This is a genomic window from Streptomyces sp. NPDC058525, assembly GCF_042719495.1.
In the GTDB taxonomy this organism is placed as follows: domain Bacteria; phylum Actinomycetota; class Actinomycetes; order Streptomycetales; family Streptomycetaceae; genus Streptomyces.
Genome location: NZ_JBHXNP010000019.1, coordinates 48443 through 62033 on the forward strand (window position 1 = coordinate 48443; position 13591 = coordinate 62033).

Below are 13591 nucleotides of genomic sequence, written 5' to 3' on the forward strand. Positions count from 1 at the left end.
CCGGGGCACTGTGCGTGCTGTCGCGATGTGTGCTCGCCGGCTAGCCGATCAGGCGGGAGCCGACGGACCGGCGCATGGCACGGGACTTGCGCAGGTCGTGGGTGACGTTGACCCGCTTGAGCCAGCGGTCCGTGCCGTCGTAGCGGGCCTCGAACGCGCTACGGCTGTGCACCACCCGGTGGTTGTTCATGAAGACGCAGCTCCCGGCCTCGAGCGGGCAGTCGGTCAGGCCCGCGTCGAGCAGCTCCGCCGCCGCCGCGAAGGCCCGTACGGCCTCGGGGTCGTCCGAGGGCGCCGACATGTGCGTCGCGTCGAAGCACAGCAGCGGGTGCGACCGGGAACCGGTCAGCATGGGCACCGTGCCGAGCCCGTCGATGAGGCGCGCGATGTTCTCGAAGACCAGCCGGTCCTCGTCGGTGCGCACCGTGTTGTTCTCCGGCAGGTGCGACTTGTCGGGGACGATGTGGAACCGGCTCTGGAACAGGACGTCGAGGACGTCCTGCGGCAGCACCGAGAAGTCCGCCTCCGCGACGGTCACCGGCACGGCGTCCGGATTGCGCAGCGCCGACAGGATGATGTAGTCGGCGCGGTAGGGGTGGAAGGCGTCCTCGGTGTGCAGGGTCAGCGGTGTCTTGCTGCCCGTGCCGAGCAGCTCGTGCTCGTACTGGCGGATCGGGAACACGTCGTTGACCAGGTGCCCGTCCTGCTGGGTGGCCCAGCCGAACGGCTCCCCGAGCAGCGAACCGTAGAGCAGCACGAGGATCTCCTCGGGCAGTTCGCGGTGGATCCGCGTCTCGTCCTTCCAGTGCGCGGGCGTGGGCCCGATGCGCTCGTCGTCCACGAGATGGCCGTTGACCGCGCAGAAGCCGCGGGCCTGGTCGAGGGAGAAGGCCCGCAGGAAGCGCCGGACGCGGACGGGCAGCTCGTCGGTGAGCAACGGCAGCTCCTGGAGCAGCCGTTCGTCGTCGGCCGCACGGTACTGCCCGGCCAGGTGCAGGGTCAGCTCGGACACCTGCCGGGCCTCGGCCGCGGTCAGCCTCAGCTCCGTCACGGTCCGGGGCTCGATGGACGTGGTCATGGTTGATCTCCTCGGGTGCAGGGGCGACAGGTCGGGTCAGGCATCGAACCGGAAGCCGCCGAAGGCCCGGTGCTCCGGCGCCGCTTCGGGGCCGGGCTCGGCGGGGTCCCGCAGGAGGCGGGCCACCTCGTCCTCCAGCCGCCGGGCGATCCGCTCGGCGGTGTCCGCGGCGTAGCGCTCGGTGTCGTACTGGAGCCACAGCCGCATGCCGTCCGCGTGCTCCACGAACTGGAAGGACAGCTCGAACATGCCGACGCGCTGGGGTATCGGCCCGCCGCGCAGGGCGATGCCGTCCGGTGCGCACGGTCCGGTGTCGATACGGGGATACAGGGCGACCCACACGTCGAAGAACGGCGGCCGTCCGGGGGAGCGTGGCGGCGCGAGCGCCGCCACGAGCGTGTCGAAGGGCACCTCGCTGTGGTCCACCGCGTCCACCGTGCGCCGTGCGGCCTGCCGGACGAGCTCGTCCGCCGTCGCCCCGTCCCGGACCTCCAGGCGCAGCGGGACGGTCGCGACGTGGAAGCCGACCGCGTCGTTCGCGCCGAGCCGGGCCCGCCGGTCCACGGGGGTGCCCAGGCAGATGTCCGTGCCGCCCGTGATCCCCGCCAGGGTACGGGCGACTGCGGCGGCCAGCGGCACGAAGGAACCCGCGTGGTGCCGCCGGCCCAGGAGCGTCAACCGCCGCTGTACGTCCGGGCCGATCTCCCGCACGACGATGGCGGTGGCGCTGCCGGCCCGCCCGGTCCGCGGGCCGCTCACGGGGAGGGGCAGCGGCGCCGGAGGCGGCAGCAGGACGTCGCGCCAGTGGCCGAGCGCGGCCTCGTGACCGGCCGGGCGGTGGGCGGGCCGGTCCTCGGGCGGTGCGGCGGCGGCCGGGTCCGCGTAGGCCGCCACGAGCTGGGTGGCGAGGATCTCCAGGCTGCGTCCGTCGCACACGAGGTGGTCCGCGAGCAGCAGCAGCGACCACCGGGCGCCGACGCGCAGGAACAGGGTGGTCCGGGTGAGCGGGCCGGTCGACGGGTCGAACGGCACCGCGAGGCGCTCGTCCACCAGGGAGTCGAAGCGGGTGCCGCCCGGGTCGTCGTCCCCGCGCAGGTCGACGACCTCCAGCGGCGGCAGGTCGTCGGTGAGCAGCGCCCGCGGTTCGCCCTGGGCCTCGACGAAGACGGTCCGCAGGGCCGGGTGGCGCCGTGCCAGGACGGCCCACGCCGCCGTCAGCCTGCCGACGTCCACGGCGCCCTCGCCGTCGAGAAGGCAGGGCACGGTGTACGCCCCCGAGTCGCCCTCGCCGCGCTGCCGCTCCAGCCACAGCCAGCGCGTGGCTTCGGCGACCTCGGTGCCGGGCAGCGCGGTGGCGGCCTGCTGACGCGGGTCTGATGGAGCAGAGGGGGCTGACGGGACGGACGGGACGGACGGGACGGACGCGGGTTCGTCGGCTGCGGGGACGAGCTCGGCCAGCTGGGCCGCGAGCAGTGCGGGCGTGGCGGCGTCGAAGATGTCCCGTACGCGGACCCGTACGCCGAAGGCCACTTCCACGGCCACGGCGAGGTCCAGCGCGGACAGGCTGTGTCCTCCGGCGACGAAGAAGTCGGTGTCCGCGGTGACCCCGTCCACTTCGAGTGCCGTGGCGAACAGTTCGCACAGCCGCTGGGTCAGATCGGGTCCGGTCACGGTCGCCTCGTCCCGGAGCCCGAGGGCGGTGTCAGAAGTCATAGTGGGTGTCGCTCCAAGCAGAGCCGGGTGCGGACGGCTCGGGGGTCGGGGGCACGGTCGGTGAGGGGAGGCCGACGGGTACCGGGGGCAGGCCGGTGGCCAGGGCGCTCAGCACCGCGGCGACGTGGTCGGCGTAGGTGCCGGCCTCCGTCTCGTCGAGCAGGTTGTCGTCGTAGGTGAGGTCGAGGTGGAGGGTGTCGCCCTTGACCCGTGCGTACAGCCACAGGTCGCTGGTGGCGGGCAGATCGTCGACCAGCAGGTCCTCGACCACATGGCTGTCGGGGCGCAGGCCCGCGTTCTCCCAGCTCACGCCGAGGTCGAGGAGCAGGCTGCGGCCCGGCGCCGCGCGCAGCGCCAGCCGCTGGGCGAGCACGTCGAACGGCAGCCGGGAGTGCTCGTAGGATTCGGCGATCCCGATCTGGACCCGGGGCAGCAGCTCGCGTCCGGTCACCGCGTCGTCCAGCGTGATCCGCAGGGCCACAGCGTTGACCAGGTAGCCGATCAGCGCATCGGTTTCGGGCCGGTCGCGGAGTCCCGCGGCGAATCCGACGACTAGGTCGGTGGCCCGGGTGCGCTGGTGCACGGTGAGCGCGAACGCGGTGACCACCTGGGCGAACGGGGTCCCGGGGGCGCCCCGGAGCACGGCCGCGGGCAGGGACCGGTGGACGAGCCCGGTGCGGCCCCGGCGGCCCCGGCGGCGGGCTGGGTCCACGGGGTCGGGGCCCTCCGCGACACCGCGCAGCCGCTCCCGCCAGAACTCCACGTCGAGCTCCGCCTCGGGGCCGGCCAGCCACTCCTGCTCCTCGCGCACCCACTCCTGGTAGGTGTAGTCGAGCCGGGGCAGCCGGGCCGGTTCGCCCGCGAGGGCCCGCTCGTACGCGCCGAACAGGTCCTCCAGCAGCACGTCGACGCTCGCGCCGTCGTAGATCAGGTGGTGTGCGGTGACCGTGAGCAGGTCACCGCCGACGGGCCCCGAGAGCAGCCGCACTTCGAACAGCGGTGCCTTCTCCAGGTCGAAGCTGACCCGTCGGGCGTCCCGCAGCGCGGCCGTGACCTCCGGCCCCGACGGGTCCGCGCCGGGCAGGTCCACGACGACCAGCGGCGGGCCGTCCGGGAGCCGGTCCAGCACGGTCAGCTCCGCGTCCGTGCCGCGGGGCAGGACCTGGGCGCGCAGCATGTCCTGGCGTTCGACGACGGCGTCGAGGGCGGTGCGGAGCGCACCGGCGTCGATCCGGCGGCCCAGCCGTACCAGGTCGGAGATGATGAAGGTGTCCGAGCCCGCCCAGCGCGAGGTCAGCCAGACGCGGCGCTGGGCCCGCGACAGCGGCAGGAACCCGGGCTCGGCGGACTCCTCCGCGGACTTCTCGGCGTACTCCTCCGCGGACTCCTCCGTGGCCGCCCCCGGCTCTGCTTCGGCCTGCGCCGACTGCCCTTCCAGCGCCGCGGTCAGCGTGGCCACGGTCTGGAAGGTGAAGACGGCGCCCACCTTGACGTGCAGGGCGTGCGCGATGCGGGCCGCGGCCAGGCTGTGGCCGCCCATCTCGAACAGGTTGGCGTCCGGGTCCGTGACCGGACGCGCCAGGATCTGCGTCCACACGTCGGCCACGCGCTGCTCGGCCGGCGTGAACGGCCGGGCGGCGGCGGAGGATTCGGCGGCGGCCAGGGCCTCGTCGGGCGCGGGCAGCGCCCGGCGGTCGAGCTTGCCGCCCGCGGCCACCGGGAGGGCGGGCAGGCGTATGAAGGCGGCGGGCATCATGTAGGCGGGCAGCCGCGCGGCGAGGTGCCGGCGCAGCTCCGCCTGGTCCGTCTCGCCGACCACGTAGGCGACCAGGCGCGGTTCGGGCCCGGCCGTCGGGAGCACGGCGGCGTTGCGCAGCCCGGGGGCTTCGGCGAGGACCGCGGCCACCTCGTTCGGCTCGACCCGGTTGCCGCGGATCTTGAGCTGGTCGTCGGCGCGGCCCAGGTACTCCAGGCGCCCGTCGGGCAGCCGGCGGGCCAGGTCGCCGGTGCGGTACATGCGCTCGCCGGGCCGTACCCGGCTGGTCACGAAGCGGGCCGAGGTCAGCTCGGCGTCGCCGAGGTAGCCGCGGGCCAGGCCCGCTCCGCCGATGCACAGCTCGCCCGGGGCGCCCAGCGGCACCAGCCCGCCCCGCTCGTCGAGCAGGTCCACCCACTTGCCGGGCAGCGGACGGCCGATCGAGGCGTCGCCGGAGGCCGTCGCGGACCGTGTGTCCGGCCCGGCGGCGTCCGGCGCGTCCACCGGCTCCACCGTGGTCACCACACTGTCCTCGGCCGGGCCGTACTCGTTGAACAGCCGTACGTCGGGCAGGAGTTCGGCGTGCCGGGCGGCGAGCGCCCGGGTGACCCGCTCCCCGCCGAGCACGACCTCGCGCACCTCGCGGAACGCCGGGCCGACCTCGTCGAGCAGCATCTGGTAGAGGCTCGGCACGATCAGCACGTGGCGGATCGGGTGCTGCCGCATCACCGCGGCCACGTCCTCCGGCGTGAGCAGCTGCTCCCGGGTGACGATCACCATGGGCGCGCCCGAAGCGAGCGCGCTGAACACGTCGGCGATGCCCGCGTCGGCGTGGATCGGATCGACCTGGAGGACCGCACCGGCGGCGTCGAGGCCGTAGTAGTCGATGCGGAACCGGACGGAGTTGACGATGCCGCGGTGCTCCACCATGACGCCCTTGGGCGTTCCGGTGGAGCCGGAGGTGTACACCACGTACGCGAGGTCGGCGGGGCCCGCGGGGCGCAGGGCCGCCGGCGCGTCCCGGACCGCGGAGGCCTCGGGCGCCTCGCCGACGGTCACCGTGGGCACGCCCTCGGCGACCGTGGTCGGCGTGAACTCCGCCGAGGTGACGGCGGCGACCGCGCCGCTGTCGCGGAGCACCCGCGCCAGCCGGGCCGGCGACTGCTGCGGATCGAGGGGGAGGAACGCGGAGCCGGTCTTGAGGACCGCGAGCAGCGCGACCGGCATCCACGCGGAGCGCTCGCACAGCACCGCGACCACGCGGTCGGGTCCGGTCGGCGCCACCGCGGCGATCCGGGCGGCCAGGGCGTCGGCGAGGCCGTCCAGTTCGCGGTAGGTCAGGACGCGGTCGCCGCAGACGACGGCCCGGCCCTCGGGCGCGCGCCGCACCTGCTCGGCCACGAGGTCCAGCAGGGTGCCCTCGGTGTGCGCGGCGGTGGGGCTCTCCCCGGTACCGGCCGCGATCAGCTCGGCGTGCTGTGCGTCGGGCAGCAGCGCGGCCGTGCCGACGGGGGCCTCGGGGGCCTGGGCCAGAGCGGTCAGCAGGTGGTCCAGCCGGCCGGCGAGCCGCTGCGCGGTCCCCGCGTCGAACACGTCCTCGCGGTAGGTGATCGCCACCTCGATCGGCCGGCCCGGGCCGGGTTCGCCGAAGCTGAAGCAGAGGTCGAAGCCCTCCGCGCCGCTGTCCAGGCGGATGTGCTCGGCCGCCGGGCCCTCCTCGGTGCCCAGCGGGTCCGTACCGGAGACGGCGGCCTCGACGAGCACGTCGAACAGCGGATTGCGTCCGGTGATCCGTTCGCGCCCCAACGCCTCCACGAGGTTCTCGAAGGGGTACTCCTCGTGGGCGCGGACCTCCCGCGCGTGCGCCGCCACGGCCGCGACCACATCGGTGAAGCCGAGCTCCGGCCCGACCGGGGTGCGCAGCGCCACGGTGTTGACGAACAGACCCACGGAGTCGGCCAGTTCGGGACGGTCGCGGCCCGAGACGACCGTGCCGAGCACGATGTCCCCGGCCCCGCTCCAGCGCAGCAGGAGGACGCGGACGGCGGCCACCATCGCCGTGAACGAGGTGGTCCCGAGCCGCCGGCACAGGTCCTGCACGGACCGGGTCGTGCCCTCGCCGAGGGTCAGCCGGACCGTGCCCGCCGCCGAAGCGCGCTCCGTCGGCCGGTGGCGGTCGAGCGGCAGGTCGGTGCCGGGCGCGCCGTCCAGGGTGCGCCGCCAGAACGCGGCGCTCCGCGCGTCGTCCCCGCGGGCCTGCTCACCGAGCGCGTACGCCCCGTACTGCGTGGGCTCCGCCACCTGCTCCCTGCCGTGCAGGAACCGCTGGAGGTCGCGCAGGATCACCGCGAACGACCAGCCGTCGCAGATGCTGTGGTGGACGGACAGCAGGAGCGTGCCGCCGGGGCGCCCGTCCTCGACGAGCCAGTGCGCGCGCAGCAGGGGACCCTCGGCCGGGTCGAAGACGTGGCGCTGCTCCGCGTCGGCGATGCTCCGCAGCAGTGCGGCGGCGCCCGCGGCGTCCGTACGGTGGACCCGGAGCCCGGGCCGGGCCCGCTCGGGAGCGAGCACGACCTGGCTCAGGCCGTCGGGCTCGGTGCGGAACACGGTGCGCAGGGCCTGGTGCCTGCGCACCGTCCGCTCCAGCGCGTCCGCCACCTCCGCCGCCCCGTGGGAACCGGGCAGCCGGAAGGCCTCCACCATGTTGTACGGGCGCAGTTCCCCGCCCTCGTACTGTTCGAGGAACCACATGCGGCGCTGGGCGTTGCTCGCGGGGACGGGGTCCGGGGTCTCGGGCCACGGTGTCCGGACGGCGGGCTCCGTGCCGCCGTCGGCCACGGCGCGGCGCAGCAGCGCGCCGAGCCCTTCGGGAGTGCGGGCGGTGAACACGTCGCGGACGGTGATCGCGCCGGCGCCGGCGGCAGCGCCGAGCCGGCCCGCGAGGACGGCTGCGGTCAGGCTGTGGCCGCCCGCCGCGAAGAGGTCCTCGTCCCCGGCGCGCGGCGCGGTGCCGAGCACGTCGGCCCAGATCCGGGCCGCGGTGCGGTCGGCTTCGTCGTCGGGCTGCCAGACCTGCCCGTCCAGGCCCGCCACATGGGCCGTGATGGCCACGCGGTCGATCTTGCCGTGCAGGGTGACGGGCAGCTCGTCGAGCCGCAGGATGCGGCCCGGGACCATGTAGCCGGGCAGGCGCTGCTCCAACCGGCTTCGTACGTCGGCCGGCTCGAGATCCTGGTCCGAGGTGTAGACGGCCACGACCGTCGGCGGCCCGGAGGGGGCGGTGAAGGGCAGGACCGTGGCGGAGACGACGCCCGCGACGGAGCTGAGGGAGGCCTCGACCTCGCCGAGCTCGACCCGGTTGCCGTGGATCTGGATCTGGTTGTCCCGGCGGCCCAGGAAGACCAGCTCGCCCCGGTGGTTCCAGCGGCCGAAGTCGCCGGTGCGGAACACCCGGACGCCGGGGTGCGCGGGCAGCTCGCAGAACCGCCCCGGGCCGGTCGGCTCCTCATCGGCGTAGCCGCGGGCCACGCCGGGCCCCAGCACGTGGATCTCGCCGGGGATGCCGGGCGGCGCGTGGTCCCCGTGGGGGGTGAGCAGCAGCACGCCGAAGCCCTCGGAGGGCCTGCCGACGGGGACGGTGGTCAACTCGGGGAAGGCCGATCCGGGGCAGGCGAAGGTGGTGGCCTCGATGGTGGCCTCGGTGGGCCCGTACAGGTTGCCGAAGGTGCCCACGCGCAGTCGGTCCGCCAGCCGGGGCAGGAGGCCCGCCGGTATCTCGTCGCCGCCCAGCAGGCAGATGCGGATGTCCTCGGCGGCTCCCGCGGGCAGCCCTTCGGCCATCACGGCGAGCAGGGAGGGCACGCAGTTGACGACGTTGACGCGCAGGCGCCGCGTCGACGCCCAGAACTCCGCGGGCGAGAGGGTCTGGGGCGAGCCCATGACCGCCACGCAGCCGCCCGCGGCGAGGGTGGTGAAGATCTGGTAGGTGAGGGCGTCGGAGGTCACCGCCGACAGCAGGGCGCACCGGCTCTCCTCGTCGAAGCCGAGCAGCCGCCCCGAGGCGAGGGTCTTGTGGGCGAGCTGGCGGTGGGTGAGCGCCACCGGGCGGGGGAGTCCGGTCGATCCGGAGGTGAAGAACAGGATGGCCTCGTCGTCGGGACCCGGTCCGGCCGCCGTCCCGGGGCCCTCGGCGGTGGCCAGGGCCTGCGGGGACACCACCGGCAGGGCCACCTCACCGGGCAGTTCGTCCTCGGCGGAGATGACGCAGACGGCTCCGCTCAGGCGCAGCTGACGGGCGACCCGCGCCGGCGGGTGCGAGGGGTCGAGGGGGACCATCGAGGCGCCGGCCCGCAGGACCGCCAGTACGGCCAGCACGAGTTCGGGGCTCTTGGGCAGCAGCAGCGCGACCCGGTCGCCCGGCTTCACCCCGTGGTCGAGGGTGAGCGACCGCGCGGCGCGCGACGAGCGCAGCGCCAGCTCCCGGTGGCTCCACACGACCTCGCCGTCGGACACCGCCTCGCGGTCCGGGAAGCGGCCCGCGGCATCGTCGACGATGCCGGTGAGCGTCGCGTCCGCGAAGTCCGCCACGACCGGCAGGCCCGACCACCGCTCCAGTTCGGCGCGCTGTGCGGGACCGAGCACGTCCAGCTCCGCGACCGGCAGCCGGGGTGAGCGGCCGAGTTCCGCGAGGGCGGCGGCCGTGCAGCGGAGCAGGGCCGCCGCGGCCACCGGAAGCTCGCCGTCCGCCTCGGCGGTCAGGGTCAGCCGGCCGCCGCCCCGACGCAGCGTCAGGCACAGGCCGACGGGCTCCAGCAGCTTGCCGCCCGCGTCCTCGCACACCACGCCGAGCCGGCCGAGGGCCGGGCCCACGGGCACGCCGGCGAGCCCCAGACGGCAGGCGACGGCCTCCCGGTCGGGCCAGGCGAGGGGCAGAGCGGATTCGAACTCGGTGTGCAGGGCCGTCAGGAAGGCCGAGGCCGGCGCCTCGCGGTCGAGGGGGGCGCAGAGCGCGAGCTCGCGCGGCACCGCGTCCGCGACGGCCCCGGCGCCCGCTCCGGGCGACCCGGCGGGCACGGGCACCAGGACCACATGCCGCGGTTCACCGTCGAACGCGGCCAGCGCGATCCGGGTGGCCGCGACCGTCAGCAGCAGCAGACCGGCCGGGTCGCCTCCCGTCAGGGCGTCCAGCCGCTCGGTGACCGCGGGTTCCAGGACGCATTCCGGCGTGTCTCCACCCGGGGACACGACATCCAGGAACGGAACTCCGCGGCCGGCCGCCAGGCGGGCGAGCCAGGATTCACTCAGGGCATTGTCACTCAGCATTTTGTACGCTCACCCAATACCTTCGATGGTTCTGAAGAACTTGACGGCACCTTAAGATCCTGCGCAAGGGAAATGAGTCTTGTCAATCGCGAATCCGATGCCTACAGTCGGTCATTGCCCTCACTTCCTTCGGTCGTTATGATTTCCGACCATCGACGTCCGGCACCACGACACCCCCAGCAACCGACGGGATCCCACATGCTCAAATCGCAAAGGCTCGCGACGCTTCCCATCGATTCCTACGACCTTGCCGAAGATCTTTCGGTCATCGACTCAAACGATGCTGGAGGCGAATACGACGCGTTCTCGTTCGGCTTCTGGTCCGCACATGTCCTCGCGAACTCCGGAGGAAGCGGCACGGATACCGCCTTCCGGCCCTACGAGGGTCAGCTCACCCTGACTGACCTGGGCAGGAAGCTCCCCGGGATCATGTCGCTCGTCACCGACAACTTCCCTCTCGAGAGGTTGCAGTGGGTCCGTGTATTCGGCCTCAGTGATGGAATTCTCGCACCGCACGTCGATTTTCTAGAATTCTCCGAGCCGGGTACGAGGCTTCAGATACCGCTGCGCACGGACGAGGACTCCCTGCATTCCGAGAACGACATCGTCTATCACCTCCGGCGCGGCGAGGTATGGAAAATCCACACCACGGTCCCGCACTCGGCCCGCAGCGTTTCTCCGGTCGCCAGGCTTTCTCTCTGCCTTGATTTCGCGGACGCCGAGACCCCCATCGAAATCAAGAACACCATCCCGTCGGAGCTGCCCGTCCGCATCATTTCGCGGCCGCCGGTCTCGGACGCCGACGTGGCGGAGCTCCTGTCCTCGGCGGCCGATATGGACGCCACGAACATGCGGGCCTCCTTCCGGAAATTCGCCGCGCTCCCGTTCGTCCGCCAGGCCGATGCGACGGCGGCGTTCGACTGGTTCGTCGAAGCCGCCGTGCGCACCGGTGACGACGCGCTGGTCCGGAAGGCCGAGGCCTTCCGGACGTACTGCATCGAGAAGCGCGGCTACCGCGAGGACTTCGCCTGGTGAGGCACCAGGGACAGGGGCCGCGCCCCGTCGCCGGGCAGCGCCTTGCGGTCCAGCTTGCCGTTGGGTGAGACGGGCAGGCCGTCCACCAGCCACCAGCGCACCGGCACCATGTAGTCGGGCAGGACCGCGAGCAGCGCCCGGCGCAGTTCCGGGGCCGGCGGCGGATCACCGGTGAGAGCAGCGTGCAGCTCCACCGCCCCGTCGGCCCGCACCACCGGGAACGCCGCGGCGTCCTTGACCCCGGCGAAGTCCGCGAGACGCGCCTCCACCTCCCGGGGTTCCACGGCATTGCCCCGGATCTTGATCAGGTCGTCCATCCGGCCCAGCAGCCCGAGCGTCCGGTCGGCGGCCCGCCACACCCCGCGGTCCCGGGTCCGGTACAGCCGCTCGCCCGGACGGAACGGATCGGGTACGAACGCGGTCCGGCTCAGCTCGGGATCGGTGTATCCCAGGGCCACGCCCACCCCGCCGATGTACACCTCCCCGACCTCGCCGTCGGGCACCGGCACCCCCTGCTCGTCCAGCAGGTAGACGTAGGTGTTCCACACCAGCGACCCGACCGGCGGCCTCGGTTCGAGGTTGCCGGCCGCCGCGCTCATCGAGTGGCTGGCCACCATGTGGTTCTCGGCGGGCCCGTAGTGGTTGTGCAGGGTGATGTCCGGCCGGCGCGTCAGCAGGCCCTCCAGGGCCTCCGTGACCCGGACCGTCTCGCCCGCGCTGATGATGTGGCGCAGGTCGGGGGCGTGCTCGAAGCTCGTCGGCAGCGCCATGACCACGTCGATCAGCGACTGCGGGAAGTCCACGACCTCGATGCGCTCGTCGATGACGAAATCGATCAGGTCCCGCGGATCGCGCCGCACATGGGGCTCCGGCACGTACAGGCACCCGCCCGAGGCGAGCGTGTAGAACACCTCCTGGACCGACACGTCGAAGGTCAGCGGCGCCACCTGGAGCACCCGCCGTCCGCGCCCGAGCCCGGAGCCGTCCACCTGCCAGGAGATGAAGTTGGCCAGGCAGCGGTGGGTCTGGACGATGCCCTTGGGCCGGCCCGTCGACCCGGAGGAGAAGATGACGTACGCGGCATCCTCCGGGGCAGGGGCCGGACCCCGGCCCGCCCCCGCCGCTCCCGCGCCGCCCGCCGGATCCGGCGCCACCAGGGCCGCCAGGCCGGTCGCCCGGGTCCCCGAGGCGCTGGTGTCCAGCGCCTCGGGATCGGCCAGGACCAGCAGCTGCGCGCTGCTCGCCCGCAGGATCTGCTCGATGCGCTCCGGCGGGTACGTCGTGTCCACCGGCAGGTAGGCGGCGCCGGCCCGCAGCGTGCCCAGGACCGCCGCCGTGAAGTCGGCCCCCGCCCGCGCGGCGATGAGCACCGTGTCGCCGCGCCCGATGCCGAAGTCGCTCCCGAGCCGGCCCGCGACGGTGTCCGCGAGCCGGTCGAGTTCCGCGTAGCTGACCTCCCGGCCCGGCTCGCGCACCGCGGGTGCCCCCGGGTGCGCGGCGACCTCGCGGTCGATCAGCTCCAGGACCGAGGACACCCCGGTGTCCACCACCGGACCCGCGTGCCCCGGGGGAGGGGTCGGCGCGGTCATCGCCGTGCCCCCGGCTGCCCCTCCCAGGACCGGGTGACCGGCTCCGGCAGGAACGAGTACGGGTCCTGCGGGTCGTCGGCGGTCGCCTCGACGGCGATGCGGTGGCCGACACCGAGGTCGCGCGCGAGCTCCTCGAACACCTCGACCATGACGAGGTCCTGGAGCGCCAGGCCCGTCGAGTCGTACACGGTGGTGACCGGGGACAGCTTCCGGTGGGCCTCCGGGTCGAGGAGGATCTCGGCGAGCGAGGGCCCGATCTCCTCGGGAGCGAGCTGCTGGCAGTCGCCCTCGGCGCGCGCCTGCGCCAGGTGGTCGGGGACGACGACGGCCTTGCGCAGCAGCTCCAGCGGCAGCTCGGTCTTCCCCGGCATGTCGGAGCCGATGGTGTTGACGTGCACCCACGGCTTGAGGTTGGTCCCGCGGATGACCGGCCCCGCGTACGGCGCGACCGAGGTGGCGGTGCACAGCACGTCGGCCCGCTCCTCCACCTCCGCCAGCGGGGCGATCCGTACGGCCCCGGCAGGCAGCCGGGACCGGGCCGCGAAGGAGTTCTCCGCCCGCACGTCCTCGTCGCACACCAGGATCTCGGAGAAGGAGAACACCCGCGACAGGGCGTGCAGTTGGGTCACGGCCTGCGCGCCGCAGCCCACGAGACCGAGGACCGCGGAGTCCGGACGCGCCAGCACGCGGCTGGCCAGCGCGGACGCCGCACCCGTACGGACGGCGGTGGCGAAGGTCCCGTCGATGACCGTCCGCAGGTGGCCGCTGTCCGCGTCGAAGGCGCACAGCGTGGACAGGATGGTGGGCAGTTGGTTCTTGGCCGGATTGTGCGGGTTGTAGCCGACCATCTTCATGGACACCGTGGCGCCGTGCCGGAGCGCGGGCATCCACTCCAGCAGACCCAGATGGGGTGTCTCGATGAGGAATCCGTCCCGCTGCTTCATCTCCACCGGCGCGTCGCTGCCGGTGGCGAGAACGGTTTCCAGACGGGCGATCGTCAGATCGTAGAGTTGCCCCAGCCCCACCTTCGAAACGATGGTGGCGATGGCTTCGGCGTCGACTATGAGCGTGCGCTCGGCTTGCAAGGGTCTCTCCTGG

At 73.6% G+C, this 13591-nt stretch carries 6 protein-coding genes; 1 reads left to right on the top strand and 5 read right to left on the bottom strand.

Annotated features, from left to right (window positions below):
• Positions 1-40 precede the first annotated feature (40 nt).
• The 3 genes from gntD to ACFWP3_RS12480 are packed head-to-tail and all read right to left on the bottom strand — an operon-like array spanning position 41 to position 9869.
• Entirely contained in the window at positions 41-1078 is a 1038-nt protein-coding gene (gntD, locus tag ACFWP3_RS12470; RefSeq protein ID WP_384219385.1) for a guanitoxin biosynthesis L-enduracididine beta-hydroxylase GntD, read from the bottom strand.
• Positions 1079-1114: 36 nt separating this feature from the next.
• Positions 1115-2791: a condensation domain-containing protein gene (locus tag ACFWP3_RS12475; protein WP_384219388.1), complete on the bottom strand. Its 1677-nt coding sequence runs from the start codon at positions 2789-2791 to the stop codon at positions 1115-1117.
• Complete coding sequence (locus tag ACFWP3_RS12480) at positions 2781-9869, bottom strand: amino acid adenylation domain-containing protein (protein ID WP_384219391.1); 7089 nt, start codon at positions 9867-9869, stop codon at positions 2781-2783. The genes ACFWP3_RS12475 and ACFWP3_RS12480 overlap by 11 nt, the downstream gene beginning before the upstream one ends.
• A gap of 198 nt (positions 9870-10067) precedes the next feature.
• Here ACFWP3_RS12480 and ACFWP3_RS12485 point away from each other — a divergent pair, with 198 nt between their 5' ends.
• Positions 10068-10904 carry a putative nonproteinogenic amino acid hydroxylase gene (locus ACFWP3_RS12485; protein ID WP_384219394.1) on the top strand — a complete coding sequence of 279 codons (837 nt, stop codon included), beginning with the start codon at positions 10068-10070 and terminating at the stop codon, positions 10902-10904.
• Here ACFWP3_RS12485 and ACFWP3_RS12490 read toward each other — a convergent pair.
• A complete protein-coding gene (locus tag ACFWP3_RS12490) occupies positions 10880-12493 on the bottom strand; it encodes an amino acid adenylation domain-containing protein (protein WP_384219396.1) in 1614 nt (537 codons plus the stop codon). The genes ACFWP3_RS12485 and ACFWP3_RS12490 overlap by 25 nt on opposite strands.
• A complete protein-coding gene (locus tag ACFWP3_RS12495) occupies positions 12490-13578 on the bottom strand; it encodes an ornithine cyclodeaminase family protein (protein ID WP_384219399.1) in 1089 nt (362 codons plus the stop codon). The genes ACFWP3_RS12490 and ACFWP3_RS12495 overlap by 4 nt, the downstream gene beginning before the upstream one ends.
• Positions 13579-13591 lie beyond the last annotated feature (13 nt).

Excerpts from the sequence above, each read along its gene's own strand:
- ACFWP3_RS12480 (WP_384219391.1), bottom strand. The coding sequence starts at position 9,869 with ATGCTGAGTGACAATGCCCTGAGTGAATCCTGGCTCGCCCGCCTGGCG.
- gntD (WP_384219385.1), bottom strand. The coding sequence starts at position 1,078 with ATGACCACGTCCATCGAGCCCCGGACCGTGACGGAGCTGAGGCTGACC.
- ACFWP3_RS12485 (WP_384219394.1), top strand. The coding sequence starts at position 10,068 with ATGCTCAAATCGCAAAGGCTCGCGACGCTTCCCATCGATTCCTACGAC.
- ACFWP3_RS12490 (WP_384219396.1), bottom strand. The coding sequence starts at position 12,493 with ATGACCGCGCCGACCCCTCCCCCGGGGCACGCGGGTCCGGTGGTGGAC.
- ACFWP3_RS12475 (WP_384219388.1), bottom strand. The coding sequence starts at position 2,791 with ATGACTTCTGACACCGCCCTCGGGCTCCGGGACGAGGCGACCGTGACC.